The sequence below is a fragment of the Qingrenia yutianensis genome (assembly GCF_014385105.1).
GTDB classification, from domain to species: Bacteria; Bacillota; Clostridia; order UMGS1810; family UMGS1810; genus Qingrenia; species Qingrenia yutianensis.
On sequence record NZ_JACRTE010000002.1, the window covers coordinates 47,710 to 71,272 of the forward strand.

Consider the following 23,563-nt stretch of genomic DNA (forward strand, 5'->3'; position numbering starts at 1 on the left):
CCATCACCTGCTTTTTACATCTTTATTTGTTTTTTGGTCCGCACGGCGGAGCTGTCCGCACGACGCGTTTATGTCGCTGCCGAGTTTTCTCCGAACCGTGGTTGTTATTCCGTTTTTCTCCAAAACTTTCGTAAATTTTTCTATCGCCGGACGTCCGCTTTTCTTAAATCCCGTTTCGTCAACCTCGTTTACGGGAATTAAGTTAACGTGGCAAAGCATACCTTTCAGCTTTTTTGCCAGAATCCTTGCAACGTTTTCCGAGTCGTTAACGCCGTTTATAAGCGTGTATTCAAAGCTTATTCTGCGCCTTGTTGCGTTAACATAATGTTTGCACGCGTCTATAAGCGTGTCAACGTCATATGCCTTATTTACCGGCATAATCTCGCTTCGCAGGTCGTTTGTCGGCGCGTGAAGCGAAATCGAGAGCGTTATCGGAATATCCGCTTTCTCTAATTCTACTATATTTTTTACAATTCCGCAAGTAGAAAGTGAAATATGTCTGTATCCTATGTTTAATCCCAAAGGGTCGTTTACGTTTTTTAAAAATTTTATAACGTTGTCAAAGTTGTCGAGCGGTTCGCCTATTCCCATCATAACTATGTTTGAAATGCGCTCGCCTATGTCTTTCTGTGCAAAAATAACCTCGTCTAAAATTTCGCCGGCAGATAAATTTCTTACAAGTCCGCCGATTGTGGACGCACAGAATTTGCACCCCATTCGGCACCCCACCTGCGACGATATGCAGATTGTTATGCCGTGCTTGTAATACATAATTACCGCCTCGACGGTGTTGCCGTCGCCGAGCTTAAAAAGATATTTTGTCGTTTTGTCGATTTTCGACACAAGCTTTCTCACAATAGTAAGCGTGCTGATATATGAAATTTTGCCAAGCTTTGCGCGCAGAGCTTTCGAGATGTCAGTCATTTCGTCAAAATCGGTCACGCCGAGCGACAGCCATTTAAAAATCTGCTTTGCACGGAATTTCTGCTCGCCGTTCGATATCAAAAAATCTTCAAGTTCGGGCAAAGTTAAATCCTTTAAGTTAATTTTTTCCATTTAATCAATCCTTATAAATTTTGCCGTAAAAAATCCGTCAGTACCGTAAATATGAGGATAAAACGTGATAAATCCGTCGTTTTCAATATCAAGGACAATTTTTTTAAGCGCAAAGTTTTTGTTTTGCAAAAGAAATTTTTTCACGTTTTCTTCGCCCTCGTCCTTTGTGAACGTGCAGAGCGAAAATACCAATGTACCGCCTTTTTTCACGTATTTTGCGCAATTGTTTAAAATTTCAAGTCCCATATCCGCGAGATTTGAAATATCGTTTTGCGTAACCGAATATTTAATCTCGGGCTTTTTGTTCACAATTCCGAGTCCCGAACACGGCAGGTCGGCAAGAACAAAATCAAATTTGTCAAAATACGCCTTATTCTCCGCCGTAGCATCGCTTATGCACGGCTTAATTATGTCAATTCCGAGCCGTTTCGCGTTTTCCGAAATAAGCTTTATTTTATGCTCGTATATGTCGGACGAATAAATTTCGCCGTCGTTTTGCATAAGCTGTGCAATATACGTCGATTTTCCGCCCGGCGCGGCGCAAATGTCCAAAACGGACGCGCCTTTTTTCGGTGCAAGAATTTTACACGCAAGCATACTTGACAAATCCTGAACGTAAAACAAGCCGTCGGGAAAATATTTGCTTTTCAATAAAAATCCGAGCTTTGAAACCCTCACCGCGTCGGCGCAGAGCGTGCTTTTTTCATATTCTACACCCTCGCCGTCAAGAATTTTTAAAAATTCATCAACCGAAATTTTCAGGGTGTTTACGCGGATATAAATTTTCGGTCTTTCAAGGCTTTTTTCCATAATGTCTTTTGCAAAATCAAAACCGAAATCCGAAATAAATTTTTCGCAAAGTTCAAGCGGATAGGAATATTTAACGCTCAAAAATTCCGCTTTATCCTTCGGATATTCAATTTCGGAATTTGCAATTTTTTTGAGCACCGCGTTGACAAACCCCCCGCTCCGTGCACCGCCGTAACGCTTTGCAAGCTTGACGCTTTCGTTAACCGCGGCGGAAACGGGGATTTTGTCCATATATTTAATCTGGTAAACGCCCATACGCAAAATAATCTTCACATACGGCGAAATTTTGTTTATCTTAATGCTTGACGCGTTCTTTATATAAAAATCAAGGTTGATTTTATATTTTACAGTGCCGTGGCATATTTCGGTAGCAAGACGTTTGTCCGCGTCCGAAATTTCGGCGCTGTCAAGGCATTTTTTTAATTCAATGTTTATGTAGGCGCCCGATTTCTCGATGTTATAAAGCGCCTTTAATGCGGTTGAACGTGCGTTTTGCATTATTTTCTTCTCCTTGCCATAAGCACAAACCGCAAAAGCTGTGCCGCCGCAACAAGTGCAGAGGCAACGTATGTCATAGCCGCGGCGGATAAAACTTTTTTCGCACCGCCAAGCTCGTTTTGCGACAAAATGCCGTATTCGCCGAGTATCTTCAGTGCGCGTCCGCTCGCATTAAACTCAACCGGCAGTGTGATAAGCTGAAAAAGCACAACTGCCGAAAAAAGTATAATTCCGACATACACAAGGTTCAGCGAATTTAATATAAATCCCAAAAATATCAGCGGAACCGCCGCCTGCGACGAAAGGTTTACAACGGGGTAAACAGTGTTTCGCAAAGACAACGGCATATAGCTTTTTGCGTGCTGAATTGCGTGGCCCGCCTCGTGCGCCGCAACGCCGATTGACGCAACGCTCATACTGCCGTAAACCGAGTCTGACAGGCGTATAACTCTGTCTTTCGGGTCGTAATGGTCGGTTAGCGAGCCGGATATATGCTCTATTTTCACATTTGTAAGTCCGTTTGCGTCAAGTATTCTGCGCGCCGCGTCGTATGCCGTGACACCGCCGGCAGAATATACCTCCGAGTACCGCGAAAAGGTGGATTTCACCTTAATCTGCGCCCACAAAGCAATAATCATTGCAGGAAGAATAAAAACAAGATAGTAAATGTCCATAAAATTTTCACACTCCCAGGATTTTTCCTTTTTCTATGGTATTTCCTTTAAGATAATCAGCAACCGTCATTTCCCTTTTGCCCTCGGTCTGGATTTTCAGAACCTCCAAAAGGCAGTCCGCACACGAAACGAAAAACGAATTTCTCTCAACGCGCATAATTTCGCCGAAAACTCCGCCGGATTTTTCGTCCGTCGGCTTTGATACGCATATTTTCATCATTTTGCCGTCGTAAACCGTCTGCGCTTTGGGATACGGATACAGTCCGCGCGTTAAGTTAAACACATCGCGCACCGACTTTGAAAAGTCGATTTTAGCGGTTTGCTTGTCAATCATATGCGCATAGCACGTTTTTGAATCGTCCTGTTTTTCGCGCTTTGCAGTGCCGTTTTCCAGCATTTTGAGCGCTTTTAAAAGCACGTTTTTGCCGACCTCGGCAAGCTTGTCATGAAGCGTTTCAAAATTGTCGTCATCGGTAATTTCAACCTCGTCCGATATAAGCATATCGCCCGTGTCAAGCCCTTTTTCCATATACATAATTGTAACGCCCGTCTTTTTTTCACCGTCGATAATGCACCTTTGAATGGGCGCGGCACCGCGGTATTTCGGCAAAAGTGACGCGTGCACGTTGATACAGCCGTATTTCGGATAGTTTAAAACGTATTCGGGAAGAATTTTTCCGTATGCCGCAACCACGATAATATCGGGATTCTGCAAATTTAAAATTTCTTCAAAATTCTCTTTTTTAAGGTTTTCGGGCTGAAAAATCTCGATTTCGTGCGCCTTTGCGTATTCATACACCGGCGTGTGCGACATTTTGTGTCCTCTGCCCTTTTTCTTATCGGGCTGTGTAACAACCGATGCCACGTCATAACCGCCGGACACAAGCGCGTCAAGCGACGCGGCGGCAAAATCGGGTGTTCCCATAAACATTATTTTCAATAAAATCAGTCCTTTTTATTCATCATCTTCGTCTGCAAGGTCCTCGGGCTCGATAAATCTTGTCGCTTTGTCAACAAAAATTATACCGTCAAGATGGTCAAGCTCGTGGCAAAGCGCAGTTGCCAAAAGCTCCTCGCCCGTGATTTCAAATTCTTCTCCTTTGCGGTTTAACGCGCGTACGACAACCTTTGCCGGGCGCTCTACCTCGCCCCAGCGGTCGGGAACGCTCAAACAACCCTCAACCGACGTTTTTTTACCGCTCACGCTCACAAATTCGGGGTTTATAAGTTCAATCACGCCGTTTCCGACATCGATTATAACAACTCTTTTCAAAACGCCCACCTGCGGTGCGGCAAGACCTACGCCGTTCGCCTCTTTGAGAGTGTCTGCCATATCGTCCAAAAGCGTGATAATTCTGTCGTCTATTTCCTCAACTTTTCGGCTTTTTTTGCGCAAAAGCTCATCGCCGAGTTTTCTTATATTTCTGATTGCCATATTTCATTACCCTTTCCTTTTAATACATATTAACAGGGTTTACGTCCACAATAATGCTTACATTGTCCTTGTAAAAATTTTTAAGCAGTGTATGTATGCGTTCGTAAATTTCCCGATTATAATTCATTTTCATAATAAATCTGGAACGGAATTTATTGTTAATTCTGTGCATCGGCGCGCTTTGAACGCCGAAAACATCAGCTTTGATATTTTTCTCTTTTATTTCGTCAAGAAGCGCATTTCTAAAGTTTAAAAGCGCGTCAAACGCCGTTTTTTCACTGTCCGACGACGCGGTGAAATTTATCATTTCGCAAAACGGCGGATAGAGCATCTGTCTGCGGAGCGCGATTTCGTTTTTATAAAAGCTTACGTAATCCTGGTTGGACGCATAAGAAAAAATTTCGTTTTCGGGATAATATGTCTGCACCACCGCTCTACCCTCTTTTTCGCCCCTGCCGGCTCTGCCCACAACCTGTGTGAGAAGTGAAAACGTTTTTTCGCCCGCGCGGAAATCGTCTTGATAAAGACTTAAATCAGCGGCAATAACGCCGACAAGCGTAACGTTTTCAAAATCCAGACCTTTTGTTATCATCTGCGTGCCGACGAGAATATCTGTTTTTTCGTCACGGAATTTATTTAAAATTTCCTCGTGCGAAAACCGTTTCGACGTCGTGTCCGCGTCCATACGGAGATATGTTGCCGACGGGAAAAGCTTTGCAATTTCGTCTGTCACCTTTTGCGTGCCGAGCCCGAAAAACCTTATCTGCTCACTTTGACAGTTCGGGCAAACGTCAAGCTTTTCGGTTTTGTAGTCGCAGTAGTGGCACACCATAAAACCGCCGTTTTTGTGATAAGTAAGCGAAATATCGCAGTTCGGGCATTTTGGAACATATCCGCATTTTCTGCACGACACAAAGGACGAATATCCTCTTTTATTCAAAAATAAAATTGTTTGCTGTTTGCTTTTTAAATTATTCGCGATTTCGGTTTTGAGCCGTTCCGAAAATATTGAAAAATTGCCGTTTTCAAGTTCTTTTCGCATATCAATGGTTGTAACTTTCGGCAAATCGCGGTTGTTAACTCTGTTTTTAAGTTCAATGAGCGTGTATTTTCCGTTTTCCGCGCGCCAGTAACTTTCAAACGACGGCGTTGCGGACGCTAAAATCAGCACCGCACCCTCGCTTTTTGCGCGGAAGCGTGCAACCTCGGTTGTGTGGTAGCGCGGACTGCTTTCCGACTTGTAAGTTCCTTCGTGTTCCTCGTCAATTATGATAAGACCGAGTTTTGCAAGCGGAGAAAACACCGCCGAGCGCGCGCCGACAACCACCGACACCTCGCCCTCGTTAATGCGTTTCCATTCTTCGTACCGTTTACGCACGGTGAGCATACTGTGAATTACCGCAACGCGCGAGCCGAACCGACCTTTCACCTGCGCCACCATTTGAGGCGTGAGCGAAATTTCGGGCACGAGAAACAGCGACTGTTTTCCCAAATTCATACATCTTTCAATCAGATTTAAGTAAATTTCGGTTTTACCGCTCCCCGTCACTCCGTGTATCAAAAACGTTTTGTTTTCGCCGTTGTCAATGCTTTTTCCAACCGTTTCAACCGCCGACTTCTGCTCGTCGGTAAGTTCAACTTTTTTATCGTCAATCTCTGAAATTTCTTCGTCAAACGGGCGCGGAATTTCAAAAACCGTCACAATTCCTTTTTGTTCCAACACGTCAACAACGCTTTTTGACGTCTCGCATATATCCAATAGTTCGGACAACGAAACCGACTCATTCTCGCATAAAACTTCAACTACGCGCGCCTGTGCTTTTGCGCGTTTTTCGAGGATTTCACACATTCTGTATGCCTCTTCGCGCTCGATTGCAAGCGACGCAACCTTGATATATTTGTCCTTTTGTCCTTCTTCTTTTTTCAGTTCGGTATAAACGATATTATCGCACACAAGCGATTTTAGCGTCTGCGTTATGTTCTTTCGTCCGACGTTTTTGCAAAGCTCGTCAAGTTCGCAAAAACCGCCGTTTTCTTTCAGCGTTTCAACAATCCGCTCTTTTATAAGCGAATTTTTAATCTTGCTTTTGATATAATCTTCGCCATTGTCCGAAAGATGAACAACCGTGACCATTTTAAGCGACACACCGCGCGGTAAAACCGCTTTTATAATGTCGCAGTACGGCGAAAAGAATCTGTGATGCAAAAACTTTATCAGTGACGCGGTTTTTTCGTTAAAATAAACGTAACCGTCCGCAAGCGATAAAATTTCTTTCAAATTTTTATATTCGCTTTCTTCGCAGATACCCAAAACATAGCCTTCAAGCGGTTTGTTTCCGCGTCCGAACGGCACAACAACGCGCTGACCGACTGAAACGTTCAAATTTTCGGGCGCAAGGTAATGATATATATTATCTGTATGCCGCGAAATATTGTTTATTACAACCTCACATATCATTACAAATCCTCCGAAAGCAAATAAAACAAATTCTTAATTATAGGCAAAAGAGCAACAAAAGCCGCTTTTTTGCAAATGGCTAAAGTTGCCCGTCTTTTAAAATTTTTCGGCTATTCTGTCAAGAATAACATTTGCAACGTCATCTTTGCTCATTTTTTCGAGCGGTTCAATTCCGCCGTCCTTTGATATGAGCGTAACAACGTTTGTATCGGCGCCGAACCCCGCGCCCTCGCAGTTTAAACTGTTCGCCGCGATAAAATCAAGGTTTTTGTTCGCAAGCTTTTCGCGCGCGTTTTCAATAAGATTGCTCGTTTCCATACAAAAACCCACAAGAATTTGATTAACCTTAAGTGCACCGAGTTTCTTTAAAATATCCTCTGTCTTTTTAAGAGGCAAAGCATATTCGCTGTCTGTTTTTTTAATTTTTTCGCTCTCGCATTTTTCGGGCGTAAAGTCGGCAACCGCCGCCGCCTTTATCACAATGTCGGTATCGGGATATTTCTCCATAACCGCGTTATACATATCCTCCGCGCTCGTGACGTTTACAACGTCAACACCCGAAAACGGGCGCAAATTGGTTTTGCCCGACACAAGAGTAACGTTTGCACCGCGCATTTTTGCAATCTTTGCAAGCGCGTAGCCCATTTTGCCGGTAGAATGGTTTGTGATGTACCTCACCGGGTCAATCGCCTCCTGCGTTGCACCTGCCGTGATAAGTACTTTTTTGCCCTCGAAATCTTTTTTATCACACAAAACCTCGTCGATTTTGTCTAAGATATCCTCAATTTCGGCAAGTCTGCCCCTGCCCGAATCACCGCACGCCAAAATGCCGTCGGCAGGCTCGACAAACTCGTATTTCAAATGCTTAAGCTTATTGATATTTGCCGTAACAATGGGATTTTCATACATATTCGTGTTCATTGCCGGCGCAAAAACCACCTTCGCTTTTGTCGCCATAACGGTGGTTGTGAGAAAATCATCCGCAATGCCCGACGCAATTTTGCCGATAACATTTGCGGTTGCGGGGCATATCAAAAACGCATCCGCCGCCTTTGCAAGCGAAATATGCTCGGTTGTAACGTTTTCGGAAAGCGAAAACATATCGGTTATAACCTTGTTTTTCGTAATTGTCTGAAAGGTGAGCGGTGTGACAAATTCCGTTGCCGATTTTGTCATCACAACGTGAACGTCAATGCCTTTTTTCATCATAGCGCTTGCGGCATAAACCGCCTTATACGCGGCAATTCCTCCGCATATGCCCATTACAACCGTTTTTCCCATTTTTAAAACCTCCATTGTACGGTTTTACAAATTACTGTGCTTTTTTGTTTCTGTCCTCTTCAAGATACATATTAAGAAGCATATCCATACTCATAGCCTCGGATTTGGGGGCTTTTTTCTTAAAGCTTATTTTGTTTTCCGCAATTTCGTTAACCGCAACGGTAACGGGTTTGTTCGACTTACATTCCGTAAAGCTTACACCCGTTTTGCAGATTTCTCTCGCGCGCTTTGCCGCCGCGATAACAAGCGAATAACGGCTTTCAAATCTCGGATTTTCGGGATTTGAGCCCTCCATAAGTTTTTTAACCGAAGGATCGATCATCATTTTAAATCATAGCCTTTCTGTCTGCGAAAATAATATATTCAAAGCATTTTACCGCAGACCGGTAAAACACCGTTAACACGGGAAAAATTACCCGTTCAGGTTTGCAAAATTATTTTTTTCCACTTTCAGCCTTTCGGCGTCAATAATGGTTTTAAGACGCTTTGCAGCCATATCCGCATCGTCGTTTACCACCGCGTATGTATATTTTGAGATGTTTTGAACCTCCCATTTTGCGGTTTCCATACGTTTTTCGATAACGTCCGCCGTTTCGGTCTGACGTCCGACAATACGGTTTTTAAGCTCCTGCATTGACGGCGGTGCAATAAACACAAACGCTGCGTCGGGACGCTTTTCCATAACTTTTAACGCGCCCTGAACTTCAATTTCCAGAATAACGTCACAGCCGTTTTCAAGATTTTCGTCCACAAACGCTTTAGGCGTGCCGTAGCAGTTTCCGCAGAACGACGCCCACTCAAGAAGCATATCGTTTTGCACCATATTTTCAAATTTTTCTTTTTCTACAAAAAAATAGTTAACACCGTCCGTTTCGCCGTCCCGCGGAAGGCGCGTTGTTGCGGATATTGAAAGCTTTACGGCATCGTCCGCATAATTATCAAAAAAATGCTTTAACACCGTGCCTTTGCCCGTTCCCGACGGACCGGAAAGCACGATAAGCGTACCTTTTCTATTCGTCATCTTCTTCATCTCCCGAAAGCGTCAAATCCTTTTCCAATCTTCCGGCAACCGTTTCGGGCTGTACCGCTGAAAGGATTATATGCTCGCTGTCCATAATAATAACCGCTCTTGTGCGCCGTCCGCTGGTTGCGTCGATAAGCATACCTTTGTCGCGCGCGCCCTGAATAATTCTCTTAATCGGCGCCGCCTCAGGGCTTACGATAGCCACAAGCCTGTTTGCGGAAACGATATTTCCGAAACCGATATTTATAAGCTTCATAATGTCACTTCCTATTCAATATTCTGAACCTGCTCGCGCACCTTTTCAATTTCCGATTTCAAGTCCACCACAAGACGGCTGATTTCGTAGTCGTTGCATTTTGAACCCATCGTATTCGCCTCGCGGTTAAGCTCCTGAACGGTGAAATCAAGCTTTCTTCCCACGGGAACGTCGCTCGAAATAAGATTTTTAATCTCGTTCAAATGACTTCTGAAACGCGTGATTTCCTCGGTTATATTTATCTTGTCGGTATAAAGGCACACCTCGGCGAGAAGTCTTGATTCATCAAGCGTTACGCCGTTTGTGAAATCTTCCACCCTCTGTTTTATTCTCTCCGCAAATTCGGTTATGGTTTCGGGCGAGCGCGCCTCAATTCTGCACACCAAATCCGCCATTTTTTCGATGCTTTCGTCAAAGAATTTTTTAAGACGCTCACCCTCGCGCGCTCTTGCGTCGGTAAGGTCGGAAAGCGCGTCGATAAGCACTTTTTTGACGTCCTCATTTATCTTTTCTTTGTCCTGCTCCTTTTTCTCAACGGTGAAAACGTCGGGAAAAACCGAAAGCTTTGACGCTGTTATATCGTTTTCTATGCCGAAAATTTCCGACATATTTTTAAGCGCGTCAAAATATCCTCTTGCAACCTCTTCGTTGAGCGTAACAACGCGGTCGTCTTTTTTTATGTTGTCAAACAAAATCGCAACGTCAAGCTTTCCGCGCGAAATTTTTTTGGGAACAATCTCGCGTACAAGCTCCTCAACGAACGAATACTGCTTGTATACTCTTACGTTAGTATCAAGATAGCGGTTGTTCACCGTTTTAAGTTCTGCGGTTATTCGGTAATCGTCAAACTGACACGACGAAAGACCGTAACCCGTCATACTCTTTATCACAAATATTCCCCCAAAATCAAAGAAAATACATATTGGTACCTATACATCATAAGTATAACACAAAATTACAATAAATTACAACAGTTTTTTTGTTTTATGTCAAAAATTTTCTCACGCATTTGCCGTTTAAATAATCGCACTTTCTGCCCTGATACGTGTCGAGATATTCCATCTGCGCGTCAATGCTGTCTTTTATCTTCCACCAGCTGGTCGAATAATTGGCAAAAAGCGTGTGTTCCTCTTTTGCTCTGCCTATAAGGCGCTGAATAACAATTTCGGGACTTAAATATTCCAGAAACGTAATAACCTTGTCCGCATAATCGAAATAGCTTCCCATTTCAAACTCGGCGTTTTGATACATCTTTGCCATTTTTGTGTTTTTCACAATATAAAGGCAATGCACTTTAACCTGTTTAACGCCGAGCGCGGAAAGCATTTTCGCATTTTCGATAACATCTGTTTTATCGTCCCACGGCAGATTTAAAATAAGATGCGCGCAGGTGTCGAACCCGTATTTTTTAACGCGCAGAACCGCGTCGGTAAACTCTGCGAGCGTGTGTCCGCGGTTGATTTTTTCAAGTGTTTTGTAATTCACCGTCTGAAGTCCGATTTCAACGCTTATTTCAACATTATACTCATTTTTAATATCGTTTAAAACTTCAAGGTATTCGTCGCTTATACAGTCGGGACGGGTGGAAACGGCAATTTCAACGATGTTTTCCTTTGCCGCCTCGCTTATAACGCGCTTAAAATCCTCAATCGGCATATATGTATTTGTGAAATTCTGAAAATACGCGATAAACTTTTTCGCCTTGTATTTTTTGCCGATATACTCCGCGTTGCGCCGTATTTGCTCCTTAACCGAAAGCGAGGACGGCAGATTTTCAAATGCCGCGCCGACATCTCCGCAAAAAATGCACCCGTCTTTACCGCATTCGCCGTCACGGTTCGGGCAGGTTATCGGCAGGTTTACGGGAAGTTTATATACCCTCTCGCCGTATTTTTGCTTCAGATAGTCAGAATATGCAAAATATCTTGTTTTACCTGTTTTGCCGTCCATATGTACCACCGTTTATGTAATTTCAGCCCAAAAAGCTGTCTTTCATACTTTCATATTTTTCCTGTGTCGTATAATATATAAATCCGTACTCGTCGCAAAGCTTTTGCACAATGTGCGCCGTTTCGTCGTCGGTGCCCATATCCACAATGAGTATGCTCGGCACAAATCCTCCGCCGCCGAGGCTTAAACTTTGCCAGATTATGCTCCTTACAACTCCCTCAATGCACTTTGTGTGTTTTTTAATTTTTATCACTACAAAAACGTCATCTTTAACCGCCGGAGTTTTTGAGAAAAACGCGCCGATAAGCCGTCTTGTAATGTCAATTACCGCATACACCGAAAGAAAGCAGAAAACGGATTTAAAAAACACCGCCAACATAACTCTACACCCCTTTGCACTGCGCATAAAATAATATAATTTATGCTATGCAAAGGAGTGCAGAAGCGTTACTTTTATAATGAAATTTACAGTCCGAGTTCTTTTTTGAGAAGCTCTGCCTTGTCTGTTTTCTCCCAGGTAAAGTCTGCGTCCTCTCTGCCGAAATGACCGTATGCCGCGGTTTTTGAATAAATCGGACGTCTTAAATCGAGGCCGCGGATAATAGCCGCCGGGCGCAAATCAAAGATTTTGCGTACAGCGTCCACGATTTTTGAATTTTCAATCTTTGAAGTCGAGAAAGTGTCAATGTCGATAAGCACCGAAACGGGCGAGCTTACGCCGATTGCATATGCAAGCTGAACTTCACAGCGTTTTGCAATGCCTGCCGCAACGATATTTTTTGCAACATAACGCGCCGCATAAGCCGCACTTCTGTCAACCTTTGTGGGGTCTTTGCCCGAAAACGCACCGCCGCCGTGGCGTGCATATCCGCCGTAGGTGTCAACAATAATTTTTCTGCCCGTAAGTCCGGTATCGCCCTGCGGACCGCCGACAACAAAACGTCCCGTGGGGTTTACGAAATATTTCGTTTCGCCGTCAAGAAGTTTTGCGTCAACAACGGGTTTTATAACATATTCCAAAATATCTTTTCTTATCTGCTCCGTTTCAACGTCGTCGCTGTGCTGTGTTGACACCACGATTGTGTCAATTCTCTTGGGAACATCGTCGTCGTATTCAACGGTAACCTGTGTTTTTCCGTCGGGACGAAGATACGGGAGCGTGCCGTTTTTTCTGACCTCGGTAAGTCTTTGAGCAAGCTTGTGCGCAAGCGAAATCGGAAGAGGCATAAGCTCTTTTGTTTCGTCGCATGCAAAGCCGAACATCATACCCTGGTCGCCGGCGCCTGTATCAAGCGCGTCCGCATTTCCCTCTTTTGCCTCGAGCGATTTGTCAACGCCCATAGCAATGTCGGGCGACTGCTCGTCAATCGCGGTAACAACCGAGCAGGTGTCGCAGTCAAAGCCGTATTTTGCCCTGTCGTAGCCTATTTCCTTAATTTTTTTACGCGCGATTTTGGGAATGTCAACGTAGCATTTTGTTGTAATTTCGCCCATAATCATAACAAGTCCCGTGGTAACTGCCGTTTCGCAGGCAACACGCGCCATAGGGTCTTTTTCTATAATTGCGTCCAGCACCGCGTCGGAAATCTGGTCACATATTTTATCGGGGTGACCTTCCGTCACCGATTCTGAAGTAAAAAACTTTCTCATAACTGTTCCCTTCTTTGGTATATTTCATATTTATATTTTAAAACAAGTATCCTGCAAGATTAAAAAGTCCGTAAGAGCCGGCAAGCATTATAAACCCTGCCGTAAGCACACCGAAAAATATCGGAGGCAGTGCGCGCGATATGCGCATATTGAGTATCGACGCTATAATCGCACCTGTCCATGCACCCGTTCCGGGAAGCGGAATTGCAACGAATATGAAAAGTCCGAGCATTTCGTATTTGACAATTTTGCCCGCCTTTTTCATAGAACGCTCCTGAACCCAGTTTGCAGCACCCGAAAGATGTTTTGTGGTTTTTAGCCAGTTTAAAATCGGGCGCAAAAACAAAATTACAAACGGAATGGGTATCATATTTCCGACAACGCTGATGATGTACGCCCACACATAAGGCAAATCCGTCGCCGCGGCAAAAATTATCGAACCGCGCAGTTCCACAATCGGGAGCATTGACATAAAAAATACCGCTGTGTATCCATTCATATTTGAAAACCACGAAACAATGGCGTCTGACATAAATTTACTCCTTAAAATTGCATATATGAATATAGTATCACAAAATTACTTTGTTTTCAAGATATTTATTTGTTTTCGAGCGCGTTAATTTTTTCAACCCTTTTAAGATGTTTTCCGCCCATAAATTCAGCATTTAAGAAAGAGTCGACAATGTCTTTCGCAAGTTCGTCGCCGAGCACTCTCGCGCCGATTGCAAGCGCGTTTGCGTCGTTGTGGTTTCGGCTTAAACGCGCGCTGTATGTATCCGAGCAGGCACAGCATCTTATGCCCTTGATTTTGTTTGCGCAAATGCTCATACCTATTCCCGTTCCGCAAATGAGTATCACCTTGTCGCACTCGCCCGAAACAACCGCACCGCAAGCCTTTTCGGCAATGTCGGGGTAATCCACGCTCTCTTTTGTGTATGTTCCGAAGTCCTTTGCCTCAATTCCCCTTTCGGCAAGGTGCGCTTTGATAATTTCTTTTAAATCCACTCCCGCGTGGTCCGAACATATTGCTAACATTTTTAAAATCTCCTTTGTTATTTTGATTATATTTTAATTTGTTTTAAATTCTTTCATTCGTTCGTTGTATTCCCTCTCCGCCTGACAGGTGCGAAGATAAACGGGAAGAATTGTATGGTAATCGTCAAATTCGCCGTTTTCCGCTTTTTTTTCGGCAAGATATGCAATCGACGACGCACGCGAAAGCATATGCATAGGCGGTGCGAAATACGCAAATTTTCCCATTTTTTCGGCAATTTTTTCTCTGTACGCAAAAACGCCGTCGCCCGTGAAAACGGTTTCTTTTCCGTCAAGCTCGCTCAAAAGCTCATCAAGGCTTACTGCGCGCTCGGACGCGATTTTTTCGCCGTTTTTGTAAAGCGCGTTATACACGTCGCCGCGGCGGGCGTCCATAATAGGGCAAACAATTTTGTCCGAGAAAGCAATATTCTGCGCAAGCGAATCGAGAGCGGATATGCCGATAATTTTTTTGCCCCTCGCCTGACAAAGCGCCTTCGCGGCGGCAATACCTATTCTCAAACCCGTAAACGAACCGGGTCCGATACACGGCGCGAAAATGTCTATGTCTTCAATGCTCATCGACGCTTTTTTAAGCACATCGTCCAGCATCGGCATAAGCATCTGCGAATGTGTTTTTTTGTTGCATATTGAAAATTCGCCCGTCAGTACGCCGCTGCACAAAACCGCGCAGGACGCATTGAGTGACGAGGTATCTATCGCGAGAATATTCATACGTTCCTCCGCTCAATTTTAATTTTTCTGTAATTTTCCGATACCGATAAATCCTTTAAAATCCGTATTTCGTAATACGGCATATCAAAAAGTTCTCTTATATTATCCGCCCATTCAACCACGGTTATGCCGTCGCCGAAAAGATAATCGTCAAAGCCGATGTCATACATTTCATCGGGGGTTGAAATGCGGTAAACGTCAAAATGAAAAACGGGAACGGGCGCGTTTCGGTACTCGTTCACAATAGTAAATGTGGGGCTTTGCACCGTTTCGCCGACACCAAGCGCACGGCACAGTGCAGACGTAAAATAAGTTTTCCCCGCACCGAGGTCGCCGTCAAGAGTGACAACATCTCCCGATTTTAAATTTCTCGCAAATTCCGCGGCAATTTTTTCGGTGTCCGCGGTACAGTTTGATATATATTCCATAGTTTAAATCTCCGTATTTTATACGCTTTTTTACGCGTCGCAGACCGTGCACACCGCCTGCGCGGATATGCCCTTTTCCTCACCCTCAAAACCGAGTTTTTCGGTCGTGGTAGCTTTTATGCTGACGTTTTTAACATCAATTTTGAGCGCGTCTGCAATGTTTCGGCGCATTTGTTCGATATACGGCGCCATTTTCGGTTTCTGCGCAACAACCGCCGCGTCGATATTGTTAACCTTAAAGCCGTTTCGCAAAAGGATTTCGCGCACTTCTTCAAGAAGTTTGATACTGTAAATATCCTTATATTTTCCGTCGCTGTCGGGAAAATGTCTGCCAATATCGCCGAGCGCCGCCGCGCCGAGAAGCGAATCCATAACCGCGTGAGTCAAAACGTCCGCGTCGGAATGTCCCAAAAGACCTTTATCGTGCGGAATTTCCGCACCGCCGATTATAAGTTTTCGGCCGTGGGTTAAAATATGCACATCGTAACCCGTTCCAATTCTTATTCCCACTTCAGCACCGCCTCCGCATACATTATATCATCACGCGTTGTAATTTTCAAATTATTTCTTTCTGTTTCGGTAATTTTCACCTTTGTGCCGTATTTTTCAATCAGCGCGCAGTCGTCGGTGACGTTCACCGCGTTTTTATCGGCATTTTCGTGCGCGTTAAGAATTAAATTCTTTTTGAAAATCTGCGGTGTGTAAATCCTGTAAACGTTTTCCCTGTCCACGGTTTCGGTGATAAATCCGTCAAAATCCGATTTTTTAAGCGTATCCGCACACCGTGCGCCGACTGCCGACGCACCGAATTTTTCCGCGTCCGCAATGCAGTTTAAAATATCCTCTTTATCGACGAACGGACGCGCACCGTCGTGAATAAGCACAAAATCCGCATTGCCGTCAACCTCGCAAAGGCACTTCAATACGGTTTTTTGTCTTGTTTCTCCGCCCGGAATAATTTTGCTCACCTTTGAAAGTCCGAGTTTTTTCACAAAGTCACTTGTGTAGAGCAAATATTCTTCGGGAACGGCAACAATAATTTCATTTATTTTTTTAATTTCGCAAAGCGTTCTTACGGTGTAAGCCAAAATCGGAACACCGTCAATTTCGTAAAACTGCTTCGGAATGTCAAGCCGTGTGCGCGCGCCTATGCCCGACGCCGCCACAACGGCAGATATTTTGTTTTTCATATAAACCAAATCCTTGAAAGCTTTATTATTCAAAAATATATTCAAATTTTCGGCAAAATATACCCTATCTGCTTTCTCTGAAATAGTTTACGCCGCAGCCTTTGGGCTGCATAACCTTGTTTGATTTGCGCATTGACGTTACAACAAGCACAATCGCTGTGATAAGGTACGGGAGCATTGTGTAAAATGCGTTCGGAATTGCAATAACGTTTTTCGGAACGTAGAACTGCAAAACGGTGAACGCACCGAAAACGAGCGAACCGAGAATTGCCATTGTCGGTTTCCACGCCGCGAAAATAACCAGCGCAACCGCTATCCAGCCTTTGCCGCTTACACAGTTATTGTTCCACACTCCGCCGCCGTCTATAAGCGAGATATACGCACCGCCGAGTCCGCATATTCCGCCGCCGAGAAGTATGTTTATATACTTAACTTTTGTAACGTTTATGCCCGACGCGTCCGCCGCCGCGGCATTTTCGCCCACCGCACGCATATCAAGTCCCAGGCGCGTGCGTTTCATATAAAATCTGCACAAAACCGCGATAATTACCGCAAGATAAACTAAAATATTATGCGAAAACAAAACTTTTCCGGCAAACGGAATCTGCGAAAGGAGCGGAATGGGTTTTTCCGCCAAAATCGCCGTCATTCTTTCGGAAAGTTTCGGAATTGCGCCGCCGTTTGCGGTTTTGTAATTCGCAATCATAAGCTGACCGAAAAAGTTTGCAAGTCCCGAACCGAAAATCGTAAGCGCAAGACCCGTTACAACCTGGTTTGCACGGAGGCTTACGGTGATGTACGCATATATCAGCGCGCCGAAAACTCCGAGCGCAAATGCAGCCAATAGCGCAAGGATAAGGCTGTCGCTATAGCACGCAACAAAAAATCCCATAAACGCGCCCATAAACATCATACCCTCAACACCGAGGTTGGTGTTTCCCGCTTTTTCGGTGACGATTTCGCCCGTCGTGCCGAAAAGAAGCGGTGTTCCTGCTTTTACAGATGCAAAAAGAAAGTTTAAAAACGTGTTCATATCAGTCTTTTTTCTCCTTTCTTATCACAACTTTATATTGAATGAAAAAGTCAAAACCGAGGATTACAAAAAGTATAATTCCCTTTAAAACCTCCGAAACATACGTCGGAACGCTGAACGCCGACTGCATAACGCTTCCGCCCTTGTCGAGCACACTCAAAAGAAAAGTTACGAGTATGCACACGCCTGCGTTAAGACGCGAGAGCCACGCGACTATAATTGCGGTAAATCCCACACCGCCTGCAATTCCGTCGCTCAGCGTGTACGCCGCGCCGGTCGCCTGCGTCATACCTGCGATACCGCAGATTGCACCGCTTAAAAACATTGTGCGCATAACGATTTTATCAACGTTCATACCTGCATAGCGCGCGGTGTTTTTGCTTTCGCCTACAACACTTATTTCGTATCCCTGTTTCGTATATTTTAAGTAGACGTACACAATTACAACAAGCGCAAGCGCGATAACCCAGCCGATATGCACGCCCAAAAGCTTGTCAAGACGGGCATTTTCAACAAACGTCGCGATTTTCGGGAAACCGCCCGACGACGGGTCGCGCCACGGTCCCTCTTTAAAGTAAATTATAAGGTACAGCGCTATGTAGTTGAGCATAAGCGTAAAAAGCGTTTCGTTGGTGTCGAATTTACATTTGAAAAACGCCGGGATAAGTCCCCACAGACCGCCGCCGACAATACCTGCGGCAAACATCAGAATTACAAGAAGAACGTGCGGTAAATCCGAATGGAAAAGCGCAAAATACGATGCACAGATTGCGCCCATAATAATCTGTCCCTCCGCGCCGATGTTCCAAAACTGCATTTTGAACGCAAGCGTTATTCCGAGTGATGTTATAAGGAGCGGAACGGCGATTTTTACCGTTGCGATAATTGCAATTTTTCCGTCAAACGCACCAGCAAAAATTTTTGCATATGCATTAAGCGGATTTATACCGAGCATAAGGAAGAAAATTCCGCCGGCGATAAATGCCACAACTATTGAGGCAAGCGACAAAAGCGCAAGTGAAAATCCAGAAATTTCGGCTTTTTTGACCACTCTCAAAAGCGGTTCTTTATGATTAGTCCTGCTCATCGCTATCCTCCTCTTTTCCGAAAGCGTCGGTCATCAACAGACCGATTTGCTCTTTTGTCACATCCTTTGCGTCCACAATACCCGTAACTCTGCCGCGGCACAAAACCATAATTCTGTCGCAGAGTTCAAGCATAACGTCCAAATCTTCTCCGATATACAAAATGCCCGTACCTTTTTTCTTTTGTTCGTTGAGGTTGTCATACACGGTGTACGACGAATTTATATCAAGTCCGCGCACTGCATATGCGGTGATAAGCACATTCGGTGCGGACTCTATTTCACGTCCCAAAAGCACTTTCTGAACGTTTCCGCCCGAAAGCTGACGGACGGGAGTATCAATTCCCGGGGTTTTTATATTCAATTTTTCAATGAGTTTTTTGCTTAATCTGCGTGCCTCTTTTTTCTCAACAAACGGCGTTTTTCCCTCTTTATAACGCTTAAGCAAGAGGTTGTCCGCCATACCCATCGACGCGACAAGTCCCATACCGAGCCTGTCCTCGGGGATAAAACTCATACTGATACCTATTTTTATTATTTCTTCGGGTGACTTGCCGATGATATTTTCCTTTTTATACAAAATCGCGCCTTTTTTCACCTTCATAAGACCTGCGATTGTTTCGCAAAGCTCTTTCTGTCCGCTTCCGGCAACACCGGCAACACCAAGAATTTCGCCTTTGTTAAGGCTGAAAGAAACGTCGCGCAAAGTCTTTACGCCGTCGTCGTTTTCGGTTGTAAGATGGTGGATTTCCAAAAGATTGCCCGTATATTCGCTCTTGGGACGGTCGATTGAAAGCGTAACCTTTTTACCGACCATAAGCTCGGTGAGCTTTAACGCATCGGTTTCGCCTGTTTTAACTGTTGCGACGCTCTTTCCCTTGCGTAAGATTGCAACATTGTCGCTGATTTCGAGAACTTCGTTCAATTTATGTGTAATGATAATGACCGTACAGCCGTTATCACGCATTTTTCGTAAGATATTAAAAAGATTTCTGCTTTCCTGCGGAGTAAGCACTGCCGTAGGCTCGTCAAGAATAAGAATTTTTGCTTCTCTGTAAAGCATTTTAAGAATTTCAACCGTCTGCTTTTCGCTGACGGACATATCGTAAACTTTTTTTCTGGGGTCAACGTTAAGACCGTATTTTTCGCTTATTTCAGCTATTTTCTGATAGCGTTTTTTCTTTAGAATAATTCCCTCCGACTTATTTCCCATAATAATATTGTCGGCGGCGGAGTGGACGTCGACAAGCTTAAAGTGCTGGTGTATCATACCGATACCCAAATCTATTGCGTCTTTGGGCGAACGGATATGCACCTTTTCGCCGAAAATTTCAATATCGCCCGCGTCGGGGAGATAAATTCCGGCAAGAATGTTCATAAGAGTTGTTTTGCCCGAGCCGTTTTCACCAAGCAGAGCGAGAATTTCGCCCTGCTTGGCTGACAGGTTAATGCTGTCGTTGGCAACAGTGCTGCCGAATATTTTTGTTATATTGTTCAGCCTTATTGCATAATCATTGTTTTTGCTTACCGTTGTTTCTTCACACATACATTTCACCTGCCGACTCAAAAATTTTTATTATTCTGCTACTACCGTTCTGTAATACCAATTCATATTGCCTGTAATATCAGCGTCCGAGATAACCTCTCCCTCTTTGCAAACCATATTGCCTTTGTTGTCGTAAAGTTCGCCTGCAAAGATTTTGTTTTCGCCCGAGATGATTTTAGCTTTTGCCGCGTCAATCGCCTCTTTTGTGCCCTCTGCGCAGTTTTCCGAAAGCGGAGAAATGTCTACCAAGCCTTCGTCCATACCGCCGTAGTAGTTAGAACCGTCCCAAGTGCCGTCCATAACTGCTTTTGCCGCTTTTGTGTAATAAACTTCCCAGTTCCAGATAGGAGCGGTAAGGTGAGCTTTGGGAGCGTCTTTTGTCATATCCGAGTTGTAGCCTACACCCCAAACGCCTCTTGCCTGTGCCGCAAGCTGAGGAGCTGTTGTGTCGCAGTGCTGTGCGATAACGTCACAGCCGCCGTCTAAAAGTGCTTCTGCCGCCTGTTTTTCAAGGTCGGGGCTGAACCACGAATTTGTAACTTTAACATAAACTTTTGCATTGGGGTTAACCGATTCAACGCCCATAGCAAACGCGTTGATACCGCCTGTAACCTCGGAGTTTGTAACGTCCATAGCGGCTACATAACCGATTTTGTTCGATTTTGTTTTAAGACCTGCCGCAATACCCGAAAGGTATCTTGCCTGGTAAATTCTGCCGAAGTAGTTGTTGAAGTTTTTGCCGTTTGATTTATAACCTGTACCGTGAGAGAATACAACGTCAGGATATTCTTCAGCCATTTGCTCCATTGTATCCATATATCCCCAGCTTGTACCGAAGATGATTTTGCAGCCTTCGTTTACACATTCTTCGAGTGCCGTTCTTGTTGCAACTGCGTCGCCGTCGCTTACATTGATTTTTCTTACAATCTGGTCGTCTGTAAGTCCAAGTTCTTTCTGCATTTTAACAATACCCTGGTCGTGCGCGTAAGAATAACCTGCACCGTCGGCGGGGTCACCGATATGTATAACGCCTACTTTAAAATCAGCGCTGTTTCCGGTGTTTGCCTCTTTGCCGTCATCCTTGTTGCCGCAGCCTGCAAACGACAATGCGCACATAAGCGCCATAACGCATACAAGCATAAGCGATACTACTCTCTTTTTCATACTTTAAATCCTCCTAAAATATTTTAACGGGCAGGGCGCACAAATATTTATGCGCACGATACCCGTTATTTACTCTCTGAAAGTAAGCCCTGTATCGCTCATACTTTCGATAATTGCAAGCGACTCAAGCTTTATTCCCATATCTCTTATAATTTTACCGCCCGTCTGGAAGCCTTTTTCTATCACAATTCCGGCGCCTGCAATGGACGCGCCCGACTGTTTTATAATTTCGATAAGACCCAAAAGCGCCTTTCCTTTTGCAAGAAAATCGTCTATGATAAGAATATTATCTTCTTTTGACAAAAACTTTTTGGACACAATAACCTGATTTGTATTTTTGTGAGTGTACGATTCGACGCTTGCCGTGTAAACGTCGCCGTCAAGGTTTTTGGATTTGGATTTTTTGGCGAACACAACAGGCACATCAAAATACTGCGCGGTTACGCACGCAATGCCTATTCCCGACGCCTCAATGGTTAGAATTTTATTTATTTTTTCGTCTGCAAAGCGTCTTTTAAACTCCTTGCCTATTTCGTTGTAGAGCGCAACGTCAATCTGATGGTTCAGAAAACTGTCCACCTTTAAAATTCCGCCCTCGGAAACCTTTCCGTCCTTCAAAATTCTGTTTTTCAGCAATTCCATATAAACGACGCACCCTCACATTTTTCTAAAAATAAAACACCTTATAATTTTACAAAAAATGACAAAAAAAATCAAGAGTTTTTTAACATATTGGAATAATTTTATAAAAACTTGAAAAACCGCGGTGCAATCGCGCCCCGATTTTATGAATAATGTATAATTTAAATTATGCCGAGTTTGTCAAGGCTTACCCTTTGCTCGGTTGCTTTTGAAAGTCCGATAATGGAGCTTTCGAGAGGTTCGTCCGACATTGTAACCTTTAATTTGAGCGTGTTTTCTATAAGCGTTTTGACACCGTAAACAAGCGAGCCGCCGCCCGTTAAGATTATTCCGTAGCGTTTCACGTCGCTTTCAAGCTCCTGCGGAGTGTTTGACACAACGTCAAAAATCGCCTCAATAATTTTTTTCACGTCGTCCAAAAACAGACGCGAAATTTCGCGCGACGAAATACGTTTTACGGCAGGAAGTCCTTTTTTCATATTCTTTCCCTTAACCTCGAAATACTCGGTTTCTTCGCGCTTAAGCACTCCGCCTATCATCATTTTCACCCTTTCCGCGGTGATTTCGCCGATAAGCAGAGAATGGCGTTTTTTAAGATATTCGATAATTTTTCGGTCGTAATTTGCACCGCCGATGTCGATTGCCGTATTTGACACAACCGTTCCGAGCGACACAAGACCGATATTTGTGGAGTCGGAGCCTATATCAACAATAAGCCGTCCCGACGCGTTTGTAACGTTTATTCCGTTGCCGAGCGCCGCCGCAACGGGTTTCTTTAAAAGAAACACTTTTTTTGCGCCTGCCGAAAGCGCCGCCTCCATTAAAAGGTGCTGGTCAATCTGCGAGGACAAAGGGCTTATTCCGATTGTAAGATACGGTCTTATCATTGTTCCCTTGCAGAATTTGTCGATTATATATTTAAGTATAAGTCCGCACGCGTCAAAATCGGCGATAATTCCGTTTTTAACCGGCTTTACCACCTTGATTTTTTTGTTTTCGCGCCCCAGCATACTTTTTGCCCTGTCGCCTATCGCGATAAGCCGTCCGCTTCCTTCTTCAACCGCGATTAAATTCGCCTCGTCAAACACTTTGCCCTGATTTTTAACAAACACGCGCAGTGCCGACGAACCCAAATCTACCGATAATTCAAACGTTTTGAACAGTGCCGTTTCTCCTCACCCCGCTTTCTTTCCATACATATTTTAATTATAAATAATTTTTGCGCGAAAATCAATATAAATTTTGAATATTTTATATTTTTTTGCAAAAAACCGTCGTTTTTTGTAACAGTATTTGCTTTTCGCGAATAAAATACATTGGGAATTTTATATTCCCCATTACAAAACGGGAGGAAACATTATGAGAAAAATACTTGTGGTTTTTGCGTCCGAAACAAGCGCGGCGCAAATAAAAAAATATCTTTTCGAAGAGCATAAAATCATTTCAAAAATTCTTCCGACACCCGAGAATATTGCCGTTTCGGGGTGCGGTTTCAGTCTTTCGGCAGATTTTGCGGACATTGACGTCATACGCGAAACGGTAAAACTTGCGCGCGTAAGCTCAAAGGGAATTTTTGATGCGGAAACATTTGAAAAAATTTAAAAACGGGGGGTGAAA

The 23,563-nt window shown here is 44.1% G+C and carries 27 protein-coding genes; 1 reads left to right on the top strand and 26 read right to left on the bottom strand.

Annotated elements, in window-relative coordinates; all coding sequences use genetic code 11:
* Positions 1 to 3: 3 nt before the first annotated feature.
* The 26 genes from rlmN to mreB all read right to left on the bottom strand — a co-directional run bounded on the left by rlmN (position 4) and on the right by mreB (position 23,109).
* Positions 4 to 1,056 carry a 23S rRNA (adenine(2503)-C(2))-methyltransferase RlmN gene (gene rlmN / locus H8706_RS02120; protein ID WP_262431324.1) on the bottom strand — a complete coding sequence of 351 codons (1,053 nt, stop codon included), beginning with the start codon at positions 1,054 to 1,056 and terminating at the stop codon, positions 4 to 6.
* On the bottom strand, positions 1,057 to 2,364 hold the full coding sequence (gene rsmB / locus H8706_RS02125; protein ID WP_262431325.1) for a 16S rRNA (cytosine(967)-C(5))-methyltransferase RsmB: 1,308 nt from the start codon (positions 2,362 to 2,364) through the stop codon (positions 1,057 to 1,059).
* A complete protein-coding gene (locus tag H8706_RS02130) occupies positions 2,364 to 3,038 on the bottom strand; it encodes a zinc metallopeptidase (protein WP_178348225.1) in 675 nt (224 codons plus the stop codon). Before H8706_RS02130 ends, rsmB begins: the two co-directional genes overlap by 1 nt.
* A 7-nt stretch (positions 3,039 to 3,045) precedes the next feature.
* A complete protein-coding gene (gene fmt, locus H8706_RS02135) occupies positions 3,046 to 3,969 on the bottom strand; it encodes a methionyl-tRNA formyltransferase (RefSeq protein ID WP_262431468.1) in 924 nt (307 codons plus the stop codon).
* A gap of 24 nt (positions 3,970 to 3,993) precedes the next feature.
* On the bottom strand, positions 3,994 to 4,473 hold the full coding sequence (def, locus tag H8706_RS02140; protein WP_178348227.1) for a peptide deformylase: 480 nt from the start codon (positions 4,471 to 4,473) through the stop codon (positions 3,994 to 3,996).
* Positions 4,474 to 4,492: 19 nt separating this feature from the next.
* Positions 4,493 to 6,931: a primosomal protein N' gene (gene priA, locus H8706_RS02145; protein ID WP_262431326.1), complete on the bottom strand. Its 2,439-nt coding sequence runs from the start codon at positions 6,929 to 6,931 to the stop codon at positions 4,493 to 4,495.
* A gap of 96 nt (positions 6,932 to 7,027) precedes the next feature.
* Positions 7,028 to 8,212, bottom strand: coding sequence for a bifunctional phosphopantothenoylcysteine decarboxylase/phosphopantothenate--cysteine ligase CoaBC (gene coaBC / locus H8706_RS02150; RefSeq protein WP_262431327.1), 1,185 nt, complete (start codon positions 8,210 to 8,212; stop codon positions 7,028 to 7,030).
* A 31-nt stretch (positions 8,213 to 8,243) separates the two neighbouring features.
* A complete protein-coding gene (gene rpoZ / locus H8706_RS02155; protein WP_262431328.1) occupies positions 8,244 to 8,537 on the bottom strand; it encodes a DNA-directed RNA polymerase subunit omega in 294 nt (97 codons plus the stop codon).
* Positions 8,538 to 8,624: 87 nt separating this feature from the next.
* Positions 8,625 to 9,233 carry a guanylate kinase gene (gmk, locus tag H8706_RS02160; RefSeq protein ID WP_178348230.1) on the bottom strand — a complete coding sequence of 203 codons (609 nt, stop codon included), beginning with the start codon at positions 9,231 to 9,233 and terminating at the stop codon, positions 8,625 to 8,627.
* Positions 9,223 to 9,492 (bottom strand): extracellular matrix/biofilm regulator RemA, encoded by a 270-nt coding sequence (remA, locus tag H8706_RS02165; protein ID WP_178348231.1) that lies wholly within the window; start codon positions 9,490 to 9,492, stop codon positions 9,223 to 9,225. The genes gmk and remA overlap by 11 nt, the downstream gene beginning before the upstream one ends.
* 11 nt (positions 9,493 to 9,503) lie before the next feature.
* The gene (locus H8706_RS02170; protein ID WP_178348232.1) at positions 9,504 to 10,382 is read right to left on the bottom strand and encodes a YicC/YloC family endoribonuclease; all 879 of its coding nucleotides are present in this window, start codon (positions 10,380 to 10,382) and stop codon (positions 9,504 to 9,506) included.
* A 94-nt stretch (positions 10,383 to 10,476) separates the two neighbouring features.
* Positions 10,477 to 11,442: a TIGR01212 family radical SAM protein gene (locus H8706_RS02175; protein ID WP_262431329.1), complete on the bottom strand. Its 966-nt coding sequence runs from the start codon at positions 11,440 to 11,442 to the stop codon at positions 10,477 to 10,479.
* Positions 11,443 to 11,464: 22 nt separating this feature from the next.
* Positions 11,465 to 11,821, bottom strand: coding sequence for a glycosyltransferase family protein (locus H8706_RS02180; RefSeq protein ID WP_178348234.1), 357 nt, complete (start codon positions 11,819 to 11,821; stop codon positions 11,465 to 11,467).
* A gap of 86 nt (positions 11,822 to 11,907) precedes the next feature.
* On the bottom strand, positions 11,908 to 13,092 hold the full coding sequence (gene metK, locus H8706_RS02185) for a methionine adenosyltransferase (RefSeq protein WP_262431330.1): 1,185 nt from the start codon (positions 13,090 to 13,092) through the stop codon (positions 11,908 to 11,910).
* 37 nt (positions 13,093 to 13,129) lie between these two features.
* Positions 13,130 to 13,624, bottom strand: a complete 495-nt coding sequence (locus H8706_RS02190) for a COG2426 family protein (RefSeq protein ID WP_178348236.1) — start codon at positions 13,622 to 13,624, stop codon at positions 13,130 to 13,132.
* 65 nt (positions 13,625 to 13,689) lie between these two features.
* Entirely contained in the window at positions 13,690 to 14,127 is a 438-nt protein-coding gene (rpiB, locus tag H8706_RS02195; protein ID WP_178348237.1) for a ribose 5-phosphate isomerase B, read from the bottom strand.
* A 33-nt stretch (positions 14,128 to 14,160) separates the two neighbouring features.
* Positions 14,161 to 14,859, bottom strand: coding sequence for a tRNA (adenosine(37)-N6)-threonylcarbamoyltransferase complex dimerization subunit type 1 TsaB (gene tsaB / locus H8706_RS02200; protein ID WP_262431331.1), 699 nt, complete (start codon positions 14,857 to 14,859; stop codon positions 14,161 to 14,163).
* Positions 14,856 to 15,287 (bottom strand): tRNA (adenosine(37)-N6)-threonylcarbamoyltransferase complex ATPase subunit type 1 TsaE, encoded by a 432-nt coding sequence (gene tsaE / locus H8706_RS02205; RefSeq protein WP_262431332.1) that lies wholly within the window; start codon positions 15,285 to 15,287, stop codon positions 14,856 to 14,858. Before tsaE ends, tsaB begins: the two co-directional genes overlap by 4 nt.
* 30 nt (positions 15,288 to 15,317) lie before the next feature.
* Positions 15,318 to 15,791 carry a 2-C-methyl-D-erythritol 2,4-cyclodiphosphate synthase gene (gene ispF, locus H8706_RS02210; protein ID WP_262431469.1) on the bottom strand — a complete coding sequence of 158 codons (474 nt, stop codon included), beginning with the start codon at positions 15,789 to 15,791 and terminating at the stop codon, positions 15,318 to 15,320.
* A complete protein-coding gene (ispD, locus tag H8706_RS02215; RefSeq protein ID WP_262431333.1) occupies positions 15,788 to 16,477 on the bottom strand; it encodes a 2-C-methyl-D-erythritol 4-phosphate cytidylyltransferase in 690 nt (229 codons plus the stop codon). The genes ispF and ispD overlap by 4 nt, the downstream gene beginning before the upstream one ends.
* Before the next feature lie 64 nt (positions 16,478 to 16,541).
* A complete protein-coding gene (locus H8706_RS02220) occupies positions 16,542 to 17,510 on the bottom strand; it encodes an ABC transporter permease (protein WP_262431334.1) in 969 nt (322 codons plus the stop codon).
* Position 17,511: 1 nt separating this feature from the next.
* On the bottom strand, positions 17,512 to 18,597 hold the full coding sequence (locus H8706_RS02225) for an ABC transporter permease (protein WP_262431335.1): 1,086 nt from the start codon (positions 18,595 to 18,597) through the stop codon (positions 17,512 to 17,514).
* Positions 18,584 to 20,140: an ABC transporter ATP-binding protein gene (locus H8706_RS02230; protein ID WP_262431336.1), complete on the bottom strand. Its 1,557-nt coding sequence runs from the start codon at positions 20,138 to 20,140 to the stop codon at positions 18,584 to 18,586. Before H8706_RS02230 ends, H8706_RS02225 begins: the two co-directional genes overlap by 14 nt.
* A 30-nt stretch (positions 20,141 to 20,170) precedes the next feature.
* Positions 20,171 to 21,304, bottom strand: a complete 1,134-nt coding sequence (locus tag H8706_RS02235) for a BMP family ABC transporter substrate-binding protein (protein WP_262431337.1) — start codon at positions 21,302 to 21,304, stop codon at positions 20,171 to 20,173.
* A 69-nt stretch (positions 21,305 to 21,373) separates the two neighbouring features.
* Positions 21,374 to 21,946, bottom strand: a complete 573-nt coding sequence (locus H8706_RS02240) for a xanthine phosphoribosyltransferase (RefSeq protein WP_262431338.1) — start codon at positions 21,944 to 21,946, stop codon at positions 21,374 to 21,376.
* Between the two features lie 161 nt (positions 21,947 to 22,107).
* Entirely contained in the window at positions 22,108 to 23,109 is a 1,002-nt protein-coding gene (gene mreB / locus H8706_RS02245; RefSeq protein ID WP_262431470.1) for a rod shape-determining protein, read from the bottom strand.
* A gap of 196 nt (positions 23,110 to 23,305) precedes the next feature.
* On the opposite strand from mreB, the gene H8706_RS02250 reads away from it, so the two are divergent.
* Positions 23,306 to 23,548 carry a putative Se/S carrier-like protein gene (locus H8706_RS02250; protein WP_262431339.1) on the top strand — a complete coding sequence of 81 codons (243 nt, stop codon included), beginning with the start codon at positions 23,306 to 23,308 and terminating at the stop codon, positions 23,546 to 23,548.
* Positions 23,549 to 23,563: the final 15 nt, after the last annotated feature.

What these genes read in the sequence shown, in the direction of transcription:
- H8706_RS02230 (WP_262431336.1), bottom strand. Translation starts at nt 20,140, where the DNA reads ATGTGTGAAGAAACAACGGTAAGCAAAAACAATGATTATGCAATAAGG.
- H8706_RS02190 (WP_178348236.1), bottom strand. Translation starts at nt 13,624, where the DNA reads ATGTCAGACGCCATTGTTTCGTGGTTTTCAAATATGAATGGATACACA.
- remA (WP_178348231.1), bottom strand. Translation starts at nt 9,492, where the DNA reads ATGAAGCTTATAAATATCGGTTTCGGAAATATCGTTTCCGCAAACAGG.
- fmt (WP_262431468.1), bottom strand. Translation starts at nt 3,969, where the DNA reads ATGTTTATGGGAACACCCGATTTTGCCGCCGCGTCGCTTGACGCGCTT.
- priA (WP_262431326.1), bottom strand. Translation starts at nt 6,931, where the DNA reads ATGATATGTGAGGTTGTAATAAACAATATTTCGCGGCATACAGATAAT.
- H8706_RS02220 (WP_262431334.1), bottom strand. Translation starts at nt 17,510, where the DNA reads ATGAACACGTTTTTAAACTTTCTTTTTGCATCTGTAAAAGCAGGAACA.
- H8706_RS02240 (WP_262431338.1), bottom strand. Translation starts at nt 21,946, where the DNA reads ATGGAATTGCTGAAAAACAGAATTTTGAAGGACGGAAAGGTTTCCGAG.
- rlmN (WP_262431324.1), bottom strand. Translation starts at nt 1,056, where the DNA reads ATGGAAAAAATTAACTTAAAGGATTTAACTTTGCCCGAACTTGAAGAT.
- H8706_RS02235 (WP_262431337.1), bottom strand. Translation starts at nt 21,304, where the DNA reads ATGAAAAAGAGAGTAGTATCGCTTATGCTTGTATGCGTTATGGCGCTT.
- gmk (WP_178348230.1), bottom strand. Translation starts at nt 9,233, where the DNA reads ATGACGAATAGAAAAGGTACGCTTATCGTGCTTTCCGGTCCGTCGGGA.
- rpoZ (WP_262431328.1), bottom strand. Translation starts at nt 8,537, where the DNA reads ATGATGATCGATCCTTCGGTTAAAAAACTTATGGAGGGCTCAAATCCC.
- H8706_RS02250 (WP_262431339.1), top strand. Translation starts at nt 23,306, where the DNA reads ATGAGAAAAATACTTGTGGTTTTTGCGTCCGAAACAAGCGCGGCGCAA.
- rsmB (WP_262431325.1), bottom strand. Translation starts at nt 2,364, where the DNA reads ATGCAAAACGCACGTTCAACCGCATTAAAGGCGCTTTATAACATCGAG.
- coaBC (WP_262431327.1), bottom strand. Translation starts at nt 8,212, where the DNA reads ATGGGAAAAACGGTTGTAATGGGCATATGCGGAGGAATTGCCGCGTAT.
- rpiB (WP_178348237.1), bottom strand. Translation starts at nt 14,127, where the DNA reads ATGTTAGCAATATGTTCGGACCACGCGGGAGTGGATTTAAAAGAAATT.
- tsaE (WP_262431332.1), bottom strand. Translation starts at nt 15,287, where the DNA reads ATGGAATATATATCAAACTGTACCGCGGACACCGAAAAAATTGCCGCG.
- H8706_RS02175 (WP_262431329.1), bottom strand. Translation starts at nt 11,442, where the DNA reads ATGGACGGCAAAACAGGTAAAACAAGATATTTTGCATATTCTGACTAT.
- H8706_RS02130 (WP_178348225.1), bottom strand. Translation starts at nt 3,038, where the DNA reads ATGGACATTTACTATCTTGTTTTTATTCTTCCTGCAATGATTATTGCT.
- H8706_RS02225 (WP_262431335.1), bottom strand. Translation starts at nt 18,597, where the DNA reads ATGAGCAGGACTAATCATAAAGAACCGCTTTTGAGAGTGGTCAAAAAA.
- def (WP_178348227.1), bottom strand. Translation starts at nt 4,473, where the DNA reads ATGGCAATCAGAAATATAAGAAAACTCGGCGATGAGCTTTTGCGCAAA.
- H8706_RS02180 (WP_178348234.1), bottom strand. Translation starts at nt 11,821, where the DNA reads ATGTTGGCGGTGTTTTTTAAATCCGTTTTCTGCTTTCTTTCGGTGTAT.
- tsaB (WP_262431331.1), bottom strand. Translation starts at nt 14,859, where the DNA reads ATGAATATTCTCGCGATAGATACCTCGTCACTCAATGCGTCCTGCGCG.
- metK (WP_262431330.1), bottom strand. Translation starts at nt 13,092, where the DNA reads ATGAGAAAGTTTTTTACTTCAGAATCGGTGACGGAAGGTCACCCCGAT.
- ispD (WP_262431333.1), bottom strand. Translation starts at nt 16,477, where the DNA reads ATGAAAAACAAAATATCTGCCGTTGTGGCGGCGTCGGGCATAGGCGCG.